The 20,995-nt window shown below is 52.3% G+C and carries 20 protein-coding genes and 1 pseudogene; 11 read left to right on the top strand and 10 right to left on the bottom strand.

Annotated elements, in window-relative coordinates; translation table 11 throughout:
- Positions 1-150: 150 nt before the first annotated feature.
- Positions 151-1,893 (top strand): choice-of-anchor A family protein, encoded by a 1,743-nt coding sequence (locus KB236_11480; protein ID UIF30370.1) that lies wholly within the window; start codon positions 151-153, stop codon positions 1,891-1,893.
- Positions 1,894-1,967: 74 nt separating this feature from the next.
- Here KB236_11480 and KB236_11485 read toward each other — a convergent pair whose 3' ends face one another.
- On the bottom strand, positions 1,968-2,711 hold the full coding sequence (locus KB236_11485) for a sulfite exporter TauE/SafE family protein (GenBank protein UIF29116.1): 744 nt from the start codon (positions 2,709-2,711) through the stop codon (positions 1,968-1,970).
- A 133-nt stretch (positions 2,712-2,844) separates the two neighbouring features.
- Between KB236_11485 and KB236_11490 the strand changes: the two genes are divergently transcribed.
- On the top strand, positions 2,845-3,567 hold the full coding sequence (locus KB236_11490) for an SDR family oxidoreductase (GenBank protein UIF29117.1): 723 nt from the start codon (positions 2,845-2,847) through the stop codon (positions 3,565-3,567).
- A gap of 87 nt (positions 3,568-3,654) precedes the next feature.
- Here the strand turns inward: KB236_11490 and KB236_11495 are convergent, their stop codons facing one another.
- Together KB236_11495 and KB236_11500 are read right to left on the bottom strand one after the other, a co-directional pair.
- Positions 3,655-4,356, bottom strand: a complete 702-nt coding sequence (locus KB236_11495) for an SDR family NAD(P)-dependent oxidoreductase (GenBank protein ID UIF29118.1) — start codon at positions 4,354-4,356, stop codon at positions 3,655-3,657.
- 1 nt (position 4,357) lies between these two features.
- Positions 4,358-4,588: a hypothetical protein gene (locus KB236_11500; protein UIF29119.1), complete on the bottom strand. Its 231-nt coding sequence runs from the start codon at positions 4,586-4,588 to the stop codon at positions 4,358-4,360.
- Between KB236_11500 and KB236_11505 the strand changes: the two genes are divergently transcribed.
- Positions 4,587-5,450, top strand: a complete 864-nt coding sequence (locus tag KB236_11505) for an SDR family oxidoreductase (protein ID UIF29120.1) — start codon at positions 4,587-4,589, stop codon at positions 5,448-5,450. The two genes, KB236_11500 and KB236_11505, sit on opposite strands and share 2 nt — an antisense overlap.
- Before the next feature lie 68 nt (positions 5,451-5,518).
- Here the strand turns inward: KB236_11505 and KB236_11510 are convergent, their stop codons facing one another.
- From KB236_11510 to KB236_11520, 3 genes are all read right to left on the bottom strand, one after another.
- Positions 5,519-7,834, bottom strand: a complete 2,316-nt coding sequence (locus KB236_11510) for a bifunctional glycosyltransferase family 2 protein/CDP-glycerol:glycerophosphate glycerophosphotransferase (protein UIF29121.1) — start codon at positions 7,832-7,834, stop codon at positions 5,519-5,521.
- A gap of 10 nt (positions 7,835-7,844) precedes the next feature.
- Entirely contained in the window at positions 7,845-8,777 is a 933-nt protein-coding gene (locus tag KB236_11515) for a hypothetical protein (GenBank protein ID UIF29122.1), read from the bottom strand.
- A 417-nt stretch (positions 8,778-9,194) separates the two neighbouring features.
- Complete coding sequence (locus tag KB236_11520; GenBank protein ID UIF29123.1) at positions 9,195-9,557, bottom strand: helix-turn-helix transcriptional regulator; 363 nt, start codon at positions 9,555-9,557, stop codon at positions 9,195-9,197.
- A 123-nt stretch (positions 9,558-9,680) separates the two neighbouring features.
- Here KB236_11520 and KB236_11525 point away from each other — a divergent pair, with 123 nt between their 5' ends.
- Complete coding sequence (locus tag KB236_11525) at positions 9,681-10,886, top strand: MFS transporter (protein UIF29124.1); 1,206 nt, start codon at positions 9,681-9,683, stop codon at positions 10,884-10,886.
- A gap of 175 nt (positions 10,887-11,061) precedes the next feature.
- Positions 11,062-13,188, top strand: a complete 2,127-nt coding sequence (locus KB236_11530) for a hypothetical protein (protein UIF29125.1) — start codon at positions 11,062-11,064, stop codon at positions 13,186-13,188.
- 194 nt (positions 13,189-13,382) lie between these two features.
- Here KB236_11530 and KB236_11535 read toward each other — a convergent pair whose 3' ends face one another.
- Positions 13,383-13,940 carry a TetR/AcrR family transcriptional regulator C-terminal domain-containing protein gene (locus KB236_11535; protein UIF29126.1) on the bottom strand — a complete coding sequence of 186 codons (558 nt, stop codon included), beginning with the start codon at positions 13,938-13,940 and terminating at the stop codon, positions 13,383-13,385.
- A 93-nt stretch (positions 13,941-14,033) separates the two neighbouring features.
- On the opposite strand from KB236_11535, the gene KB236_11540 reads away from it, so the two are divergent.
- From KB236_11540 to KB236_11560, 5 genes and pseudogenes are all read left to right on the top strand, one after another.
- The gene (locus KB236_11540) at positions 14,034-15,746 is read left to right on the top strand and encodes an MFS transporter (protein ID UIF29127.1); all 1,713 of its coding nucleotides are present in this window, start codon (positions 14,034-14,036) and stop codon (positions 15,744-15,746) included.
- Positions 15,713-15,802: pseudogene (locus KB236_11545) on the top strand (transposase). Before KB236_11540 ends, KB236_11545 begins: the two are co-directional and overlap by 34 nt.
- 21 nt (positions 15,803-15,823) lie before the next feature.
- Complete coding sequence (locus tag KB236_11550; GenBank protein ID UIF29128.1) at positions 15,824-15,967, top strand: hypothetical protein; 144 nt, start codon at positions 15,824-15,826, stop codon at positions 15,965-15,967.
- Positions 15,936-16,172 carry a hypothetical protein gene (locus KB236_11555; GenBank protein UIF29129.1) on the top strand — a complete coding sequence of 79 codons (237 nt, stop codon included), beginning with the start codon at positions 15,936-15,938 and terminating at the stop codon, positions 16,170-16,172. The genes KB236_11550 and KB236_11555 overlap by 32 nt, the downstream gene beginning before the upstream one ends.
- A 12-nt stretch (positions 16,173-16,184) precedes the next feature.
- A complete protein-coding gene (locus tag KB236_11560; GenBank protein UIF29130.1) occupies positions 16,185-17,228 on the top strand; it encodes a transposase in 1,044 nt (347 codons plus the stop codon).
- Between the two features lie 27 nt (positions 17,229-17,255).
- Here the strand turns inward: KB236_11560 and KB236_11565 are convergent, their stop codons facing one another.
- From KB236_11565 to KB236_11575, 3 genes are all read right to left on the bottom strand, one after another.
- On the bottom strand, positions 17,256-17,909 hold the full coding sequence (locus KB236_11565) for a TetR/AcrR family transcriptional regulator (protein UIF29131.1): 654 nt from the start codon (positions 17,907-17,909) through the stop codon (positions 17,256-17,258).
- Positions 17,910-18,215: 306 nt separating this feature from the next.
- Complete coding sequence (locus KB236_11570; GenBank protein UIF29132.1) at positions 18,216-18,482, bottom strand: hypothetical protein; 267 nt, start codon at positions 18,480-18,482, stop codon at positions 18,216-18,218.
- 436 nt (positions 18,483-18,918) lie between these two features.
- Positions 18,919-19,869 carry an aldo/keto reductase gene (locus KB236_11575; GenBank protein ID UIF29133.1) on the bottom strand — a complete coding sequence of 317 codons (951 nt, stop codon included), beginning with the start codon at positions 19,867-19,869 and terminating at the stop codon, positions 18,919-18,921.
- Positions 19,870-20,236: 367 nt separating this feature from the next.
- On the opposite strand from KB236_11575, the gene KB236_11580 reads away from it, so the two are divergent.
- Positions 20,237-20,995 carry an ABC transporter ATP-binding protein gene (locus KB236_11580; GenBank protein UIF29134.1) on the top strand — a complete coding sequence of 253 codons (759 nt, stop codon included), beginning with the start codon at positions 20,237-20,239 and terminating at the stop codon, positions 20,993-20,995.

Raw genomic sequence — 20,995 nt, forward strand, 5'->3', positions numbered from 1 at the left:
TTACGCCTTACTGTCCTGTGTTGCACTTGATTTGACAATTGGGGCAATTCAAACAGCGGTTCAAACAGTGATTCAAATAGTGATTCAAGCAATGAATCGACCAGCAGCGAGAATAGCAATCGCTCAGGTGATTCGAACGGCCAAAAGAAAATTGTTGCCGAAAATGAATCGCTCACGGATGATTCGTCTTCTGTCAATAACAACAAGACGAAGAAGCTGGGTAAACAGTCAATTAAGACCAAGAAGCTTGCCAAAAGCTACCGACACACACCGTCTAGCGCAGCGGCTTTGCTCGCCAACCAAGCTGCCAAGAAATTGACTAGTGAACAACTCAAGTCTAAGGTCAATGCCTTGATTGAAAAGGCCCAAGCCAAGCTACCAGCGACCACCACGGCGCTGGAGCCACTGGCCGAAGCTGAAATCCAATCTGGCGGGACCGTTTACGATGACTTTCCAGATCTGGACAACCTACTGGGCGTCTCCTCTGTCTTCCACATCTTCGCGCGGGAAGCTGAGTTGAATGCGCATACCAACGGAAACGTTGCCGTTCAGAACCTGATTGGAAACGTGAACTTTGGGACCAATGTGATTGAGGAACTACTGGACAAGGATATTTCTTACATACAAAATATCACCAACATTGCGGGAAGTTCCTTCGTGTCTAAGGGTGATACGCGTGAAAACAAGGTCGTCTTCGGCGATGGCATTACCATCGACATCAGCAATCCAAACCGGCCAATGGTCAATGGCGTTTACATCGACCATTTGCTGGCTTCCGAAGTCTATCAAGACCAGAATGGCCAGACGTACATCGACTTTGACGCTGAATTTGCCAAATTAAAGGCCTTAAACGAATCACTCGCGGGTAAGCCAAGCGAAGCGACCTACAGCAACAGTGACTTCGCCGACCAAAATAGTCGGGTCATTGACATCAGCGATATGACGCCGAATGCCAACAACCAGATTGTGTTGAACCTGTCGCCCGACGTTCTGAACGGCAATACACCGCTGACGATCAAGGGCTTGTCGCCTGACGCTGAGGGTACCACGGTTATCATCAATGTCGATACCGGTGGTCAAGCGGACTACGACGTTAATTCGCAGATCAAGCTGATTTACAGTGATGGTAGCGAACGGGATAACCAAGAAACCGAACACTTCGGGGACAACCACTTGCTGTGGAACTTCTACGACAGCACTGCCAGTGACAAGCAATACGGCGGGACCATCAACGTCAACGCGCCATTCCAAGGCAGCATGCTGGCACCGTCTGCCACGATTGTTGCTAACCAGAATATCGATGGGAACCTGATTGCCGATAAGGTTATCGTCAAGGCCGAAACCCACCGCTGGGACCTGCAAGGCAACGGCGATGAAGACATCGAGGAAGAGGAATTCGAAAAGCCAATCCATCCCGGTATCGACGTTGAAATGCCAAACATTGAAGAGCCCGATACGGAAGAGCCCGACACGGAGAACCCCGGAACTGAAGAGCCTGGAACCGAGGAACCTGATGGGGAACTACCTGACGAGGGTGGTGACGAGGACTTGACCTACGAGCATGAACACCCGGATTATGCTGAGGATGAAGAGACCGCAGACTTGTGGGATGATCTGATTGACGCCGAATCCGAGTCACCAGCCGCAGCGCACGCCGATGAACAAGCGCTGTTGAACCGGGTTGACCAAGCGATTACCAACGCCAAGGCGCAGGGCAATACCGCTTTGGTTGCCAAGTTAGAAGCTATCCGGAGCCGCATCTTAGGTGACTTGGGTGGCCTGCCACAGACTGGTGAAGCTCAGAATAACTGGGCACCGGCCGTGGGAGCAGCCCTCTTGGCTAGCCTATTGGGAACCTTGGGCGCGGTGAAGATTAAGAAACGCCGGAACTAATTCTTTCTAAAATAAAAGCATGACTCAACCGATTGTGGTGGGTCATGCTTTTTTGCGGTCAGTTAGAGGGAGACTTAGAGGACCATTTTTACCGCCATCACCATGATGAGGAGCCCCATGAAAGGCTTGAGGTAGGCGTTGAGCTTCTGCGGGTCGGCATGCATCAGCAGGCGGGGCGCATAGAAAGCCCCCAGCATGGCGCCAACCATCAGGCTGATACCGATGTTCCAGTTGACGCTGTTGGCTGACATGTGGAAGATTAGCCCGATCAGCGTGGTGCCAACCAGCACGTAGGCGGAGGTCGCCGCGGCCGGAATCATGTCCAGCCCCAGGACCAGAAGTCCCGCGATGATCGGCCCTCCGCCGGACAATCCGGCAACGCCGACCATTAGGCCGCTGATGATGCCGTAGCAGGCCGCCTGGAGTCCTTGGTGCCGAGCTGGCTTGGCTTGACGGTGGCTAAATCGTTTAACCAGGATTTGAGTGCCCAGTAAAAATAAAATAATAGCCACCAACCAGGTGTAGATCCTGATGGGAATATACGGCGAAATCAGTGCGCCGACGATGGTTGCGGGGATGGCCGGAATCAGCATTTGATTGCCGACCTTAAATTGAATCTGGCCGGTTCGGTAGTGGCCATAAGCCCCGACCAGTAGTGAGGGAAATGCCGTGAATAGTGACGTGGCGGCGGCCGATCCCGGGGCGAGGTGGAAGACGGTGGTCAGCAGTCCCAGATAGATGGCGGCTCCGCCACCCCCGGTCGAAATGACCAGTAGCCCAACGATAAACCCCGTAATTAGTAAAATTAACCATGTCATTAACTGACACATCTCCTTAGCCGATAAATAGTCTGATTTCAGTGTACAAGTTGACGTTCAGGGCGTCAATTTTTCCGGCGCCGCGGCGATCTTGCGGTATGATAAGGACTAGATGAAGGTAGGAGGTCCTCATATGAAGTTAGCACAACAACGTTTGGCCATTGTCGGTGGGACATCTGGATTCGGTGCGGCGGTGGCGGCACAAGCCCTTACTCAGGGCGCCAGGGTTCACGTGATTGGCTACAGTCAGACCCACGTGGACGCCGCGGTGACGCAGCTTAGTCAAGTCAGCGATACGGTGGCTGGTACGGCGCTGGACGCCCAAGATGGTCAGCAACTCACCGACTTTTTCGCGCGGCAGGGCCAGTTCGACCATGTCCTGTCATTTCTCGGCGGGGCCATGGGTGGCGGCTTCTTAGACAACTCGGTAGCGGCAATTCGCCAAGCGGTTGAAGATAAATTCTTCGCCAATCTTCAGTTGGCCCAGATTGCAGCCAAGCAGCTGAAGCCCCATGGGTCGCTGATCTTTACGTCGGGTGCGGGTGGTCATCCCCACGATGCCTCCGGTGCCATCGTGGGCAATCAGGCGATTAATACGATGGTGGCCGGTCTGGCGGTCGAGCTGGCGCCAGATTTTCGGGTGAACGCGGTCGCCCCCACCTGGACACCCACCGGTCTCTGGCGGCATTTAACGTCCGAACAGGTCCAGCAACAAGCCGCTGACTTTGCGCAGGGTGTCCCGTTGAACCGGGTGGCCACGCGAGATGAGGTGGCCTCGGCCTACCTTTACCTGATGCAAAATGACTTTGTCACCGGACAAGTGCTACACGTGGATGGCGGCGTGGACTTGGCGTAGGGGTGATAAGTTAAGCGCGACGAAAAAGCTCCCCGCCATCAACGACACCGTTGATGGCGGGGAGCTTTGTCATGACAGACGAATTGTTTAAAATTTTACTGGAACTACCACGCCGTTGACGTAGCTGGCGGCATCGGAGCACAGGAACAGCGCTGTCTGGGCGATCTTATTGCCACTTGGTGAGGTTGGAACCGTAATGCCTAGCGGCGACTCGGTATCCTTACTGCCGGGGGCGATGGCGTTGGTCCGAATTCCGGCGTTCTGGTACATGAAGGCCGTGTTCTTGGTCAAACCAACGACGGCATGCTTGGACGCCGCGTAGGCCGCACTGGCCCGGTCGCTGGTGTCACCTTCGACGGACGCGATGTTGAGAATAACGCCGGCATCCTGTTGGGTGAACTGCTTGAGGGCTTCTCGCGTGGCCAACATGACGCTGGTCGTATTGACCGTCATCACGCGATCCCACAGCTCATTGGTTAACGTATCGGCGGGCGCCAATTTATCCAGCATGCCGGCATTGTTGACCAGAATGTCGAGGTGGCCGAAGTGGTCAACTGCGAGTTGAACCATGGCCGTGACGTCCGCGTCCTTGGTGACGTCGGTCACGGCGGCAATGGCCGTCCCACCGGCCGTCGCGATGCCATCAACTACGGCATTTACCGCCTCGGCATTACTGTCGGCGGCGACGACTTGGGCGCCTTCCTTGGCAAACAGTTCGGCGATGGCTTGGCCCTTACCAGATCCGGCCCCCGTGACGATTGCAACTTTTTTCGATAATTGTTGTACCACGTTACTCACTCCTCATAGCAACTAATTTAGGAGGTTGAAAGGTTGGTGGGTCAGCCACGATGTCGATGATTTCCGGCACGCGGGTCACCACGCCTTCCCGTCTCCTCATCTTCATTATAGGCGTTTGCCGAGCGGCCGCGGCGATTTTTTTCAAGCCGTGACGAAATGAATTGACGGGAGTCATAGCTGGTGTTACTTTTAAAGCAACAACAAATAAAGGAGTTTTTGCCATGAAATATGTCGTTACCGGAGCCACGGGTCATTTAGGAACCCAAATTGTTGAGGCCTTAGCCCAATTGGTGACACCGAGCACCATCACGCTGGGCGTTCACACGCCAGCCAAGGCTACGGCGTTTGCCCAGCAGGGGATGACCGTTCTGCCATTGGACTATCGTCAGCCGGCGACGGTGACGGCAGTGTTGGACGCGGCCGATGTCGTGATTTACGTCCCCAGCAAGAGCCATGACAGTTTTAGTCGGGTCATGGAGTTTGAAAATGTCCTGACTGCCGCGAAACAGGCGCGGATTGGCCATCTGGTGGTGATGGGATTTATTGCCGATCAGGTGAATAATCCGTTTGACCTATCGGCATTTTACGCCTACGTGCCGCGGCGTCTGGCGGCTAGTGGCTTGTCCTACACGATTTTACGCAATGCGTTGTATGCCGATCCATTGGTGCCTTACCTGCCAGAATTGATTGAACGGCACAACGTCATCTATCCGATGGGGGATGCCTCGCTCAGCTTCATTAGCTTAGCAGATAGTGCGGCAGCCTTTGCTAAAGTTGCGGTGAACCCGGCACTGTGGCGGCAACCCAGCTACACGTTGACCCAAGAGCACTCCTACACGATGCCAGCGCTGGCTGAGGTCTTGAGTCAGGTGTCCGGTCAGTCGATCGGGTATGCCCCGGTCACACTGAGCAAATTCGCTGAGCTGTATAACCAGGGCAATGAGGGCCACATGCTGGCGTCCATGTATGATGCCGGTGCGCGGGGATTATTGGCCACCGTGACGGACGATTACCAGACGATCATGGGCCATCCCGCCCAGAGTCTCCCAGACTTCTTGACCGCGCAACTGGCCAGTTCAAACTAGATTGTAAAAAAGCCCCTGTAGCGACCATTTGGCCGTTACAGGGGCTTTCACATTGTCATTTAAATGTGTTACTTCAGGTCATCCTGATCGAAGAAGGCGTCGACCACCCGTTGCGTGGCGTGGCCGTCTTCCCAGGCGTTGAAGCGCTGACTGAAACGGTCGTAGGCCGCCACGTAATCCTGCGTGACCTGCGGCAGGTGATGTAGCGCGGCCAAGACATCGTCATTGGTTTTCAGTAAGGGGCCCGGCAAGTCCTTTTCCATATCGAGATAGAAGCCTCGCAGCACGCTGCCGTATTTCTCGTAATCGTAAACGAAGTATAGAATCGGCCGCTTGAGGATGGCGTAGTCGAAGAAAACGCTGGAGTAGTCGGTAATCAGGACGTCCGAGATCAGGTATAGCTCGGCGATGTCGTCGTAGCTGGATTCGTTATAAACGAAATCGCCGAAGCCGGTAGTGTCCAGATGTTCGGTGATAAAGTAGTGGGTCCGTAAGACCAGCACGTACTCGTCGCCCAGTTCGCGTTTCAACCGGTTAATGTCCAGCTTCAACGTGAACTTGTAATCGCCCACGCCGTAGTAGTCATCGTCTCGCCAAGTGGGGGCGTAGAGGATAATCTTCTTATCTTGGGGAATGCCCAGTTTCTCCTTAATCTGGCGGGCACGAGCATCACGGTTCGGCGCGCTGAGGATGTCGTTACGCGGATAGCCGGACTTCAACATCTTCGCGACTGGGTACATGAAGGCGTGTTCAAACACGTCGACGGAGAACTGGTTGGCCGTGACCAAGTAGTCCCATTGCCGGGATTGTTGGAAGAAGATCTGCTTGTACAGCGGATTGGCACTGGCGACGTTGTCCATGTCGAAGACCAGGTGCTTGAGGGGGGTTCCGTGCCAGGTCGCGAGAAACTTGGTCCCCGGCCGCTTCACGAACCACTTGGGTTGCCGCATGTTAATCACTTGAAATTTCGAGGTGGCGAGGTAGTACATGTACCGCCAGCCAAACCGTTTTACCACTTTGGTATCCGGCTGGTTGGTCGGCATTCCCGTCACGCCGGGATTGGAGATCCAGACGTGTTTAAATTGTCCAGGATAGGTCGCCTGCAGGTAGTTGTAGACGGCCTTGGGACTGTCTGAAAAGTTCCGGCCAAGGAAGGATTCGTAGAGAATCGTCTTAGGCTTAATCGGCAACTTGGTGAACCACCACAGATACGAGAGACGGGTAATGCCACGACCGTGGTGCTTGATGACCCGGCCCAGCTGTCGTAAGTGAACAATTCGGTTGATCGCGCGTTGGGGACGAGTGGGATGTTGCCGGATGTGCTTGAGAATTCGCCGACTAAGCAGTGAAATTTCACCGAGAGCCGTCTCGTCGACCTGCTGTAAGAAGACGTGGAGCTGGTCCATTAAGCTGGGAACATCGTGCACCGAGGCATCCTCGGCGGTCGCACCGGTGGCTAAGGCCATGTAAAGAAACCGGTGGAGTCGATGGAGACAGTAACGGCTGAACGCCAGATGTAGGTCGGGCGTCGTGATGGCGGTGAGACTAGTCTGCCAAGCGGCGATCCGTTGTTGCCAGCGATCGGCCACAGCCAGTTGATGTAACGACGGCTGGTTCACGGGATCGTTGTGTTTGACCCGGATGTAGGTCGGGTCGGCCAGACGTAGGTAGCGGCTGGTCCGCGCCATGACCTGCGTTAAGAACGTGTAGTCAGGATACAGTGCGTTGGTTTCGTCAAATTTCAGCTGGTTACTTTGGACCAACTGGCGGTTAATGACCTTTCCCGTGATCTTGAGTTGGCGGTTGAATTGGTCCCAGCGCGCATCGCCCGATAGGCTAATGTACTTGTGTTGGAGCCAGCTATCAACGGCCGGCGTTACGGTTAGTTCCGGCGATAATTGACCGAGAATTGCCGTGCTGAGATTGACTGCACGGTTCTTGGGTCGCCGTCGCTTGGCACCGCCCCATTTTGGCAGATCGTCTTGGACCACGGTCTGGGTTGCACTCGCCACAAACGAGGTGTGGGGTTCGTAGGTCGGATACTGGTAGAGGTCTCCCAGAGTGTCGGCGGGAAACGGCGTAATCGCGGCCATATTGGCCAACGCGTCGGCGGTCAGGTAGTCGTCGCTGTCGACGAAGACCAACCAGTCTCCGTGCGCCGCAGCCACGGCGGCGTTGCGTGCGGCACCCGCGGTACTTCCGGTAAAAGGAACTTGACGCACGGTAAAGGGGAGCTGCCAGTCGGCACTGGTGAGGTCGAGCGGTGCGTTACGGGCAATCACCCATTCGAGGTCCTGATAGCGTTGTGCTAATAGGTTGTGTCGCAGCTCTAATAGTTGCGGCAATTCTTCATTTTGACAAGGCGTAATTAAACTGTATTTCATGGTGGGCCTCCTAGTAGAACAGCTGATGGGCTACGCTGGGCGACAACAGTTGCAGCAATCCAAGACGTGACCAGTGGTGGGTCGGTCGCGTCGTATTGCGCTTGATCCGGGCTAACAACTCGGTGTGGGCTTCCTTGGACAAGCGCTTGCGGTCCGCGGCCTTCAGCAAGGCGTTGAGCTGCCGTTGGAAGTAGTCTTGGTAAACGGGTTGCCACATGACGTCTAGCTGTTGAACGTCGATCTGTGTGAGTTCATTGAGCCAGGCAAGCGGCGTGACTTCGACCCACATGGCCCGTTGCAGGGTTGGCACGTGCAGGCGAAGAATGTCTGGACTCTGTCGTAAGACAGCAAAGGCCTGCGCTGCCGAAACGAGGGGCAACGTGGTGTCTAGCAATTCAGTCGGCAAGAGCACGCCAGTCGGACGAATCCGCTGAGTCAACTGGCTAAGACTCTGCAGGTTCGTCTGGACCGAGTAACTCTGAAGACTCCAGAGGGTGCGTAACTGTTCGTTCGGGTCGTCTAGGCTGTCCGCTGCCAGCTGACGGTAAGTCTGTTGGAGCGCGGCCTCCTGATGGTCCATAACGTAGGCGGCGATCTGATCGGCTAGCGATTGGTGCAAGTCAAAAGCCGCCAAACTGATCGGACTGCCAGGGTGTTTAGCCATGACTTGGGCCCATTGCTGGAGTGCGCCGGGTAAGACGTGATCAGTTTCGCGGAGATTAATCAGATAATTGTGTGGTGCCAAGGGTGCTTGGAGCTGATTAAGGGTCAGTCCCCAGTCCTTCGCCTGTTGCTGTTGTGCTGATGTTAAAACTTGGGTCGCACTTAATTGTAAGTTAAAGGATGCGGCTGCAAAGTGTTGGCTGGTGAGCTCCCCGACGAGCGTCTCTAGACACGGCCAGTCCAACGTGGTTTGCGGCACGATATTGATGAATACGTGCATGATTTTTCCCTTCTCCGATGAAGTATGTAGCAAATAAATGAGATGACAGAGTTATAACGAGACTATTATACAGAGTTTGTATGTTGGGTGCACGAACTGTTTGCAAATAAGGCAAAAATTTAAGGATTCTCAACCTTTGTGGGAGTGAAACTTCAACGTGGTTTGGGGGAGATTGTCGGGGTTGACCGCGTTACCGTTCGCACCAGCTGAGCTTCTTCATAAAGGTTTAGTGCGCTTTTAAAATGGTGTGGTGTCAGCGTAGATGATGTGACGTGTCCAGCTGAATTTAGTCAATGTCGTGGGTGATATTGGATGTAGCCGAGAGTGAAGCGAAAGATGAGCTCATCTTTCGCGAACGGCAAGGCGGCAATGTTAAACCGTGTTGCCCAAGCTACAACCAATTAAAAAGCCGGACGATTAAACATCGTCGCGGCTTAGTAAGGTAATCGCTTCTCCCGCGGCTTCCCGTCGGTCGATATTGTCCTCGCCCCAGACACAGAGTTCGTGGAGAATCCCGGAGAGTGACTGGCCGTAGTCGGTCAGCGCGTAGTCGACCCGTGGCGGTACCTGCTGGTAGACGTGGCGGGAAACGATGTCGGCGGCTTCGAGTTCACGTAGTTGCTGGGTCAACATCTTCTGCGAGATTTGGGGGATGGCGCGGGCGAGTTCACCCGTCCGCATGGTGTGGTGGCGTAGGTGACAGAGAATAATTGATTTCCATTTGCCGCCGATGATTTCCATCGTGGCTTCTACACCAATGTGATATGTTTTTGTGGGCATGAAACGGCCTCCTGACTGATGGTTACTTTTTGGTGCGTAGGGCACTTTAAAGTGGGTTCTTGTTCTAAAGTTCTTAGCCAGTATAATCAATAACTATCGCATTAGCAATTCAAGGAGGTCATTATGACAAAAAAATTCTCACCAACTTTTACCTTACTCGCGTTGGCCGTGAGCGCCTTCGCCATCGGATCTACCGAATTTATTAGCGTAGGGCTGATTCCCCTGTTGATTCAAAGCTTTCACGTGAGCCTGGCGCAGGCCGGCTTGACGGTCTCGGTCTACGCGTTGGGCATCACGCTGGGAGCCCCTATCATGACGTTGTTGACCGGTCAGATTAACCGGCATACGTTGATGGTTATTATCATGCTGCTCTTTATCACGGGGAATCTCGTTGCTGCCTTTGCCCCGACGTTTACGGTCCTACTGGCCGGTCGGGTCGTGGCCGCACTGGCCCACGGCGTCTTCATGACGGTGGGGTCCGTGATTGCGGCGGACGTTGTGTCCCCGTCCAAACGGGCGTCGGCGATTGCCGTGATGTTTACCGGCCTCACGGTGGCGACGGTGACCGGCGTACCATTGGGCACGATGATTGGCCAACTGGGTGGTTGGCGGTGGTCCTTTATCTTTATCAGTCTGATTGGACTGATCGGTCTGGTCGCCGACTATATTCTAGTTCCGCGGCACTTACCTCTGCCAAGTAAGGCCACCGCACGGGGAATTCTCCGTGTTCTGGGTAATCCACAATTAGGCTTGGCCCTACTGGTCACGGCGCTGGGTTACGGCGGCACCTTCGTCGCTTACACCTACCTCTCCCCATTATTAGAGCAGCAAATGGGCTGGTCCAGCAGCGCGGTCGTCGTCATTCTGGTAATTTACGGTTTGATGGTGGCGATCGGCAACACACTGGGCGGCCGGTGGGCCAATGCCAAGCCGTTAGCGGCGTTACTGAAGATGTTTACGGGGCTATTCGTGACCTTGCTGGTTCTAACGGTGACCACGAATAGTCAGTGGCTCGGCCTACTAACGGTGCTGGCCATGGGGTTCTTCGCGTTTATGAACGTTCCGGGGCTACAACTCTACATCGTCCAACTCGCCGAGACCTACACGCCGGCCGATATTACGATGGCTTCGGCGCTTAACATTTCGGCCTTCAACGTCGGGATTGCGTTGGGGTCTGGCATCGGTGGTCAGGTGACCCGGCAGTTGGGTCTGGCCTGGACGCCACTCTTTGGGGCCATCATGGTGGCCATCAGTATCGGGTTAACTTGGGGCCTCATTCGTTTGGCGCGGCCCTCGAAGCGGTTAGTTAATAAATTCAATCATAATTAGGCAAAATGACACGGCAGGGAGGAAAACTCGCTGTCGTTTTGTTTTAACGCGAAATGTAATCGCTAACACATATTATGAAATAACTAATTATTTATATTAAGGAAATTACATAGGATTAACGATAAATTTCTGTATAATTTAGTATTAGTAAAAAAATATAAAGGGAGAGACCACAGTGAAAAGAACGGGACGATTACTGATATTACTAGGACTAGCCTTATTTTGGTGGTCCCCAGTAGACGCACGGGCCGCGGGGGGCGACCTTGATTTGGCGCACGCCATCGCCACGGCACCACGAGGCATTCCGTTGGAACGGGAGTTTACGACCAAAATTCCAGGTTCGGCGACGAAACTGTTGGATAGCCCCACGGTTCCTAAATCCATCGCGCAGATGACACCGGACGCGCCTAATCAGGTGGGGGCAGTGTGGTCGCGGATGGGGAGTGGCGGTCAACAGAATCAATTTGACCTCACGCAGGATATGGAGATGGGTTTCTGGCTCTACTTCGGAGATAAACAAGCAGACGCCGGCGAAGGACTGGCCTTTGTCGTCCAGAACTCACCGCAGGGGGACCAGGCGTTAGGAACCGGCGGGCAATCGCTGGGGGCCTGGGGTCAGGTGACCGCGCCGAAAGATGGTCATGCGGCGGAGATTGCCCAGACGGCGATTCAGAATAGCTGGGCATTGGAATTTGACACCCACGTGAATGCCGATATCAAGGATGTGACGGGCTACTTCGATGGGGCCGAGGCCACGAATAAGCACCCCCATATTGCCTACGCTTCACCAGCCGATCCGGAATACTATAAATGGACGCCGGAGCTGGTCAATGGTGAGTGGCAATCGGGTTATCTCCTGCGGCATTGGCATGCGAATCCGTTGAAGCACGGTGCCGACGGAAATTGGCACCATTTCTCGTTGTTCTGGCAGGCGCAGCGCAACCTACTGACCTACTACTATGATGACCGCGACCCGGCGACGAATCAAGAACGTGAGATCTTTGACTCCGATGAATTTGCCGTTAAGCCAGAGGACCTCGCCAACGGGGTCACGGCGCCCACCAAGGCCTACTGGGGTATCACGGGAGCCACTGGGCCGACGAATAGTGCCAATCAACTGGTGATGATCGACCACGCCTCGTCGTTGGGGAAAGTCGCCACGAGTATTCACCTCGACAACGAGACGACCAAGCAGGCGGTTCAGCCCGATACGCCGGTGGCCGCTGGGGACCAGCTCACCTACCGGTACGAGTTTGACTACCAGCCGACCGCCGACGAACAGGCGCTGGCGCCGCTGACCATGACCATGCCAGTGCCGGAGGGCCTCGATGTGAGTGGCGGGCGTGTGACCTACGGCGACCAGAGCCAAGACCAGATTGCCAAGCCCAAAGGTAAGCAGATCACGTTCACCTGGTCGAAGGGGTTGACTAAGCAGCGGCACCACGCCACGGTGACCGTGACGGGCCACGCCTTGCCGTCCAAGCAGACTGTGACCCGGCCGAGCGTGACCGCTAACTTCTATGGCGCCAATTATCAGACCAGTCTTGTATCCTCTACTTATCAGGTGAAAGGTGGATTGTATCTACATCTAGCCAATCTTGGAGATGACGTGGTTATGGTGAAGCAACACGAGACGGCGACGATCAACGTGCGCCTGCAGAATGGCGACTTGCCGCTGGATGCCACCGAGATTGCCAAATATCCCTTGCGGATTCAACTGAACCAGCATGCTTATCAGTTGACCGAGCTGGATGGTCGCCTACTGGCAGACGGGACATATCAGCTTCAGATTCCCGGGAAACTGCTAGAGGTTGGCGACAATTCGCTGAAGTTGCAAGCCGAAGACGATCAGCATGCGTCCAACGTCTTGGCCATCTCGTTGGTCCGGTCGCCGGGCACTCTCAGTTTTGAAAGAATTCCGGCACAGGCGTCGTTTGAGTCGTATAGCCTCACGGGCCGACATCTTCTGTTGCATCGCAATGATGACTGGCAACTGGCGGTTCGTGATGAGCGGGGGGCGCACAAACGTTGGCGACTAGAAGTCGCGTTGCAGGGCGCTTTTCACACGGATACCGGGCGTCTTCTCAGCGGTCAGCCGTTGTTGGTTGGAACGGCCGGTCAGGCACCGATCGATGCGCACGGCGCCACCGTCGTAGATAAGGTCAGCCAGTCCGACGACGAGGTGACGGCGGTCAATCAAGCGTGGACCACGAATACGGGAATTCTCCTGGATGTCGCGCCGAGTGCGGTCGCGGGTGAGTATCACGGCACTTTGCAGTGGTCGCTGGTGAATGCCGAATAGTGTACACAAGAGTCTGGGACAAAACCCCGGACTCTTTTTTTATTTCCAAACTTTTATAGTCGAAACGTGCGATAAAAGACTGCTTCCTTCGCTTAGGGACGAAATACGAACGATTGAAAGTGCACAATCATTCGTATTCCTAGGCTATGCTCGGTAGCAAACCGTCTTTTGTCCCACTCTCGTGCGGTTGAAGGTCATTGCTGCGGCTTGTGGGGATGCAGCGTTGCTAGGCGTTCAATTTGTTGGCCGAGGTATGCGGGCGGTTCCACCATCCCGCGCCGCATCCAGTTAATGGCAACGTTGACGACCGCGCCGGAAAAGAATTCCACGTAGTACGGCTCGTTAAAGATGGCTAAACCACTGGCGCTACTAATTCGGTTCTGTTTAATGAGTAATTGAAAGACGGTCTGAAACGTTTGCACGAAAATATCGTACTTATCGTTTTTGATTAATAGCCGGTTGGTGTCAGCCGCTTGTTGGACGACTTGGAAGTACCGGGTCATGAGTTCAGCAAGCCCAATTTGTGTCTGATTGGGCAGACGTCGCAAGTAGTGCAGCATGTATTGTTCTTGAAAGGCACCAATAATCTGATCAAAGTTCGCGTAATTGCGATAAAAGTAAGTTCGGGAAACACCGGCTTGTTGACAGAGTTCGGTGATGGAAATGGTGGCTAGTGGTTTTTGAGTCATCAGTTGCAGTAAGGCTTGGTAGATGGCGACTAAGTTTTGCCGTTTGCGTTCTTGTGGACTCATTGGGTAACAACCTCCCATATTTTGTAACCTAAATATTTATTTGTGTACGAACGTCCCCGTATACTGTGCATACACAGATAGGGGGAGCTTAAAATGCAAAAATCAACTAAGATTGTAACGACGATGGCGATGGGGACGTTTCTATGTATGTTGGATACGACGGTCATGAATATCGCACTACCCGCAATCCAAACGGGTTTGGCGACTAACTTAGCCCAATTATCCTGGGCGCTCAATATTTATACCATACTATTTGCTAGTTTGACCATTCCTTTGGGCCGGCTGGCGGATATTTATGGCCGGGCACGCCTGTATTTAATTGGTTTAGCCCTATTCTTAGGCGGTTCACTGTTTTCCGGCTTAGCTGGTCATGTCAGTTGGTTAATCGTTGGTCGTGGCGTCCAAAGTCTGGGAGCGGCGATCGTTTTCCCTGCCAGCATGACGATTGGGATTCAAAGTGTCCCGGCCGCTAAACGAACGGGTGCGATTGGGATTCTTGGGACCACTCAGGGATTAGCCGCAGCGTTAGGACCGACGATTGGGGGTGCGGTGACGCAATTTTTTGGTTGGCGCGGTATTTTTTTAATCAACGTGCCGTTAGTCTTAATCATGTTAGGGCTATGCTGGTGGTTACTGGATCGCCAAACTACTGAAACGGTGACTGAAAAGATCGATTGGGTAGGCAGTTTATGTTCGATGGGAACATTATTTAGCTTAACGCTGATGCTAGTCAAGGGGAGTGACTGGGGCTGGACGAGTTCAGTCGTCATTGGGCTCGGTGTCTTCAGTCTGGTCGCATTAGTCAGCTTTATTGTGGTGGAGGCCCACGTTGAACAGCCGATGATGCCGTTAGCGCTATTCCACAACCGTCAATTCACGGGCGCAGCGCTTATCACCATCATTTCCGGCGTATTCATGGTGGCGCTGTTAGTCCTGTTGCCGAATTTTTTCACCAAAGTCCAAGGTAAAACGGAACTTATGGCGGCGCTGATGATTTCACCGGCGTCAATGATGATTTTCCTATTTTCACCCATCAGTGGATTTGTGCTGGCCAAAGTTGGTCCCCGGGCGGTGATTCTCAGTGGCATCCTCGCAATTATTGCGGGTTACGTCGGTCTCAGTCGACTGAATCCGGATCATTATTGGCAACTCCTGATTGTCTTGCTGTTAGTCGGTGCGGGATACGGGATGATCATTGGGCCGATTACGGTCTTAGCCGCTGGTGACTTCACGGGGAAACTGCTGACGGCCTCGCAGAGCGTGATTGGGGTTTTTCGGCAAATCGGGACGTCGCTAGCGGTCGCGATTTTTGTGTCAGCGTTATCGACTAACCTGGTTACCGCTAAGCACCAGGTTTGGCAAACGGCGCAGGGCGCAGTGGCGAATTTGACGGTCTCAGCTAAGGTCAAGCAGGATACGTTAGCGGCGGTACGGGCGCAGCTAGCCACGAAAAAAGTCGCGTCCGGCACATCAAAGCACTTCATTACCCCGGCAAAGACCCGGCATCTGATTCGGCAAAACTATGCGCAAGTGATTAAGCAACAACGGCTTGCATTAGCGCCCGTCCCGGTTCGTAGGGTGGTTTATCGACGGGTTCAGCGGACCGTCATTGCAACGGTTGTACATGACAATCAACAGATTGCGACCGTGGTGACTAAGGTTAAGGCTACGAGCAAGACGGCGTTGACCGGAGCATTTATGCGGCCTTACCAGGTTGCGATGCCGGTTACATTCAGCATGTTGCCGTTGCTGATCAGTTTTAAACGGCGACGGGACGCCCGTCGTATCCCCCACAGTTACTCTTAAAGCTTTTCTTATTTGGCTACTTGCGACGTACTTTTTCAGGCCGTAAGCTCGTCTAACTGGCCAATGAAAATCTTGTAATGCAGTGGTTTATTGGTAATCGTTATCCCATTCCGAGTTATCGGACGCTCAATCGTTTTCGGAGTAATTCTAAAACCAAGCCGCTAATTACCGGACTTTTCAAGGCCTTCCGTGATTACCTATACTATGCTTGGCCTTTTTGATGAATCCGCACTATTCATCGATGGAACCAAAATTTTAGCTGATGCCAATAAATATACTTTTGTTTGGCGTAGAGCTGTTGAAAAGGCCGAAACTGGACTCGATGGTAAAACCGCACGGCTTTACCATGAACTAATTGATTATCAAGTTGTTGTTCCACAGTTGTCACCTAAAGAACAAGCAATCAATGCCAAAGAATTAATTTAACTAACGACTGCTTTGACTATCGCTATCAACGATTTAAATCAGCGGGTTAAACAAGAAAAGCCTAAACGTGGTGGTTCAGCTCTCAAACGTCGTCGCCGTAAATTGAAACACTTTCTTCATCAATTAACGACTGATTATTTACCACGTAAACAAAGATATGAGTTTGATGAAGCAACTTTTGGTGACCGCAATAGTTTCTCAAAGACTGATTTGGATGCCACTTTTATGCGAATGAAAGAAGATCCGATGCGGAATGGGCAATTAAAACCAGGCTATAACTTACAGGTCGCTAGTCAAAATCAATTTGCGCTTTATTATCAACTGTATCAACGACCAATCGATACCCGGACCTTGGTTCCATTTGTAACTCATATCTTTAAACAAACACCTAATGCTGTCCACTGGATAGTTGCTGATGCTGGTTATGGAAGTGAAGCTAATTATCAAAAACTCACCGATGATTTCCAATTACATTATGCAATTCCTTATGGAATGTATGAGAAAGAACAAACACGTGCGTATCATAAAGACCGACGTAAGGTCGCTAACTGGCAGTATGATGAAGTGAACGACTCTTACACAGATTTGGACGGTATCACTTTTACGTTTCACAACTATAGTACCCGTCATGATCGCTACGGTTATAAAAAGCAGTTCAAAATCTATCGCACTGTCGAGTACTTTGAAGACCCTAAACGAGAAGCTTTTGCGACGACTAAGAAAGGTAATCGTCGTCAAATAGGCATTAATTACAATTGGTTATATTTTAAAAATAAAGCTAAAGAACAACTGACTAGTAAAATTGGGCATGATTTGTACGCTCGCCGTAAAATTGAAATTGAACCAATCTTTGCTGACCTCAAGACTTACTTGAAGTTCAAACGCTTTTCGGTACGTGGTCTAGCTGCCGTAGATAATGAAATGGGAATCGCTTTAATGGCTGAGAATTTATCAAAACTGTCTAAAATCATTAAACAACCAACCCTAAGACCAAAGAAAAGTGGTGTCAATCGCCACAAACCAGCAATTGACACCACTTTTCTATTTAAGCTCTAGAGTTTTGTCCCAGACTCTTGCTTTGATTTATTCAGGTTGTAAGACTTTTTCCAATTCGGCGACCATGTATTTCGCCTCGTCAGCGTCCTGCCAATCGCGATGGGGGAAGAGGACGTAGCGGTCGAGAATATACCCGGCGATGATTGACGCGATGTAACGAAAGATCATGGTGAAAGGCCAGTCGATAATCAGGTGGTGCTGCTGGAGCTTGGTGACGGTCCCCTCGAAGGACCCGATGAATTGGGCGCGGGCAACCTCGATAAATTCCTGTCGTAAGTCTTCGTTATAGAGTAGTTCGCTGAAGAAGACCTTGATGGCGTCCTGGTTCGCCGCCGCGAATGCCATGCGATTCTGCACGAAGATAACCAGAAAGTCGTGCAGGTTAGTGAAGGGTTTACTCAGGGTATCTTTCTTGAGTTCGGCAGCGACGTCGGGAATAATCTGTTGAATCACGGGTTCCAAGGCGACCCCCAAGATATTGGCCTTGGACTTGAAATGTTTAAACATGGTGCCCTCGGATTGGTGGGCCGCAACGGCAATCTGATGGGTGCTGGTGTTGGCATAGCCCTGCTTGGCAAAGAGCTGGATGCTGGCGATCAGCACGTCCTTTTGCTTTTGCGTGAGGTCTTTCGTCGCTTGAATTGTGGCGGGAAATTGGTCCAAAATTTTATTAATTGACATGACGTGACCACCTTTATATTGGGTTAGGGATGACCGACCGCAGAGATAGCGCGGTTGGTGTGAATTTTTAGGGATAAAACCTACTAGTCTTAATCTTACCAGCTTATGGGGGAAATGTCAGCCAAGTGAGGGGGACGGCATTTGGCCCGTCCTCCCCACCGCGTTCCAGACCAAATTTGGCGAACGGTAAGGCGGCCAGTAAAGAAGACAGTCGCTATCAACCTTTAGCTTAAAACTGATGGCATTAAAAATCGGGCATGCTCGCAGTCATCCCCGGTTTTTAAGTAAAGTGCTCGTTTCATTCAATTAATGTGCCTGAGCCGTCGTCTTTCTGTAAGCGAAGTAGAACTGGGTGATGGCTAAGATAACGTTGACCCAGTTGACCGCCGTGAACCAACCTGTCAGACCAGCAACACCGGCAACACCATAGAATACCCAGAAGCCGGCAATAATAGCAACCACGTTGATCCAGCCGAACCACTTCATTAATTCCCGGTTTGTCGTTGCGGTGCAAGTCCAAATGCCGTTGATAACTAACCAAATAGCAAGAATCCAAAATGTTGTGGTAAACATATTAAAATCCCCTTTCTAGTTATCGAGCGAGTAATCACTCGCCCTTGATTACACCTATAGTTTAACACCATCTTCGAAAAGTACAACCCCTTTATGACACTTTTTTAGCGCAGGGGAGAATGTGAAAAGTAATAGGCTATAAATCGTTGCTATAAAGGGAATCTTTGCCTCATTTACACAAACAATAAATAATGATTTTCAATGATTTTTGCCTCAACGATCCGATTGTCGTCAGCAACTTCCGCAGTGGTGCCGCTGAAGTCTTAAGTTTTTTCAGCATTTGACGATTGGATGAGATCTAAGTGGCCTGTCTTATCGGTAATTACGGATTTAAAGGTGCCTCTGCATTTCGTTTAGGGGGTGTTGCAAATAAGGATGCCACGAACCGCAAAAAAAGCGCCCGAACAGGTCGAGCGCTTTCGTCAGTTGTTATGCGTTAAGGTAAAACGTTCCCCGCAGCCAAGTAGATATCGTACCATTCCTGCTTGGTCAAGTTCACGTCGGCACCGGCCGCGCTATCCTTGATGTGGGTCGGGTTCATGGTGCCTAGCAACACTTGGACGTTTGCCGGATGACGGAGAATCCAAGCCACGGCAATCCCGTTCTTTGATACGCCATACTTGTCGGCTAACTTCTGCAGCACCTTGTTCAGGTCGGCATACTTAGGATCGTTGATGAACATGCCGGCGAAGAGGCCGTACTGGAATGGGGACCAGGCTTGAATCGTTACGTGCTTACGCCGGGCGAATTCAATCATCCCGAAGTCGTTGTGGGTTGGGACGTCGCCCATGTTGACGTGCAGGCCTTCCGTAATCATGCCGGCATGGGCCGCGCTGAATTGTAGCTGGTCAAACATCAGCTTCTGGTCGACGGCCTCTTGAACCAACAGGTATTGTTGGACGTTGAAGTTGGAAACCCCGAAGTGGCGAACTTTACCCTCGCGTTGCAACGTGTTGAAGGCGTCGGCGATTTCTGCCGGGTCCATCAGAGGGTCTGGCCGGTGAAGGAGGAAGGCGTCCAGGTAATCAATGCCCATCCGCGAAAGAATGCCGTCAACGGCGTCAATCAGATGTTGCTTGCCGAAGTCGTAGCGTGACCCAAAGACAAGGTCGTCGTGACTTCTGTTCGGGTCGAGGATGATGCCACCCTTGGATTGGATGTAGAAATCATCACGGGACAGGCCGGAAGCCTTCAATGCGTCGCCGAAGACTTCTTCGGACTTCCCATTGACGTAGATATCCGCGGAGTCGATGTAAGTGATGCCGGCTTCGTGGGCAGCTTGGAGCGCTTTAACGGCGTCCGCTTGGTCCAGGACACCCATCCGCATGATGCCCAGCGCAACGGCGGATGCTTGCCAGTTACTGCCACCTAATTGCAGTTGTTTCATCAAGAAAAACCCCTTTATTTTGAGATTTAAAACTTACAAGTTTAATTGTACAACGAATAGGCTGAAATATCTCGTGACGACATCCATGAGGGGGGCATGGATGGTTTGGCTGCGCGTGGTCGGTAGGTAAAAGGTGATAGGGACGGGATCGCCATCGGGTAAGGAACTTCTGGAAGTGAACGAACCAAGCGTTGGGCGATTCGATCCGGATTAAGGGCGTGTTGCAAAATAAAATCGCTTGTTAGCCGCACGGTGGGTTCATTTCCAGCGAGTCGTCAAAATAAAACGGTTGACAATTCCGGCTGAACCATTATAGTTAATTACACAAGTAACTAACCAATACACTAAAGAGCGGGGGATTTTTAACATGACAATGAAAACTGTGGTCGACGTTCACGACCTGGAGAAAACGTACGGTAAAGCCAATGAACGTCAGTATCAAGCCTTGAAGGGACTGAACTTTACGGTGGCCGCCGGTGAGTTTGTCGGCATTATGGGGGCTTCCGGTTCCGGGAAGACCACGCTATTGAATATGCTGTCGACGCTGGACGTGCCCACCAAGGGAGATGTCGTGGTAAACGGCCACGACGTCACCAAGATGCGGGGCAACCAGCTGGCGGATTTTCGGGCGCAAGAGGTCGGCTTTATTTTCCAAGACTTCAACTTGTTGGAGAGCCTGACGGCCGAAGAAAATATCGGCTTACCACTGGCCTTGAAGGGGACGTCCTCCCGAGTGATGGACCAGGCCATTCATGAAGTCGCTGAGACGCTGTCGATTGCCGACCTCTTGCCGAAGTATCCTGCCGAGTTATCCGGGGGTCAAAAGCAGCGGGTCGCCGCGGCTCGGGCCATCGTTCACCATCCGTCGATTCTGATGGGGGATGAACCGACGGGGGCTTTGGATTCCACGAGTGCGCGGGAATTACTGGACCTATTGACCACGATTAATCAGAAACAGCAGATGTCGGTGTTACTGGTGACCCACGATCCTTTCTCCGCCAGCTTCTGTCAGCGGATTTTGTTTATCAAGGATGGCCAGATTGGTTCTGAGATTAAGCGCGGTGATCAGGATCGCAGTGCCTTTTACCAACAGATTTTGACTGAACTCGGCACGTTCAACGAGTAG

Origin of the sequence: Levilactobacillus brevis (assembly GCA_021383565.1) — a bacterium.
Taxonomy (GTDB): Bacteria; Bacillota; Bacilli; order Lactobacillales; family Lactobacillaceae; genus Levilactobacillus; species Levilactobacillus brevis_B.

Coding starts and splice junctions, on each gene's coding strand:
- KB236_11485 (UIF29116.1), bottom strand. CDS start 2,711: ATGACATGGTTAATTTTACTAATTACGGGGTTTATCGTTGGGCTACTG.
- KB236_11540 (UIF29127.1), top strand. CDS start 14,034: ATGCAAAAATCAACTAAGATTGTAACGACGATGGCGATGGGGACGTTT.
- KB236_11505 (UIF29120.1), top strand. CDS start 4,587: ATGAAATATGTCGTTACCGGAGCCACGGGTCATTTAGGAACCCAAATT.
- KB236_11520 (UIF29123.1), bottom strand. CDS start 9,557: ATGCCCACAAAAACATATCACATTGGTGTAGAAGCCACGATGGAAATC.
- KB236_11565 (UIF29131.1), bottom strand. CDS start 17,909: ATGTCAATTAATAAAATTTTGGACCAATTTCCCGCCACAATTCAAGCG.
- KB236_11490 (UIF29117.1), top strand. CDS start 2,845: ATGAAGTTAGCACAACAACGTTTGGCCATTGTCGGTGGGACATCTGGA.
- KB236_11580 (UIF29134.1), top strand. CDS start 20,237: ATGACAATGAAAACTGTGGTCGACGTTCACGACCTGGAGAAAACGTAC.
- KB236_11535 (UIF29126.1), bottom strand. CDS start 13,940: ATGAGTCCACAAGAACGCAAACGGCAAAACTTAGTCGCCATCTACCAA.
- KB236_11515 (UIF29122.1), bottom strand. CDS start 8,777: ATGCACGTATTCATCAATATCGTGCCGCAAACCACGTTGGACTGGCCG.
- KB236_11570 (UIF29132.1), bottom strand. CDS start 18,482: ATGTTTACCACAACATTTTGGATTCTTGCTATTTGGTTAGTTATCAAC.
- KB236_11575 (UIF29133.1), bottom strand. CDS start 19,869: ATGAAACAACTGCAATTAGGTGGCAGTAACTGGCAAGCATCCGCCGTT.
- KB236_11500 (UIF29119.1), bottom strand. CDS start 4,588: ATGGCAAAAACTCCTTTATTTGTTGTTGCTTTAAAAGTAACACCAGCT.
- KB236_11510 (UIF29121.1), bottom strand. CDS start 7,834: ATGAAATACAGTTTAATTACGCCTTGTCAAAATGAAGAATTGCCGCAA.
- KB236_11525 (UIF29124.1), top strand. CDS start 9,681: ATGACAAAAAAATTCTCACCAACTTTTACCTTACTCGCGTTGGCCGTG.
- KB236_11550 (UIF29128.1), top strand. CDS start 15,824: ATGCAGTGGTTTATTGGTAATCGTTATCCCATTCCGAGTTATCGGACG.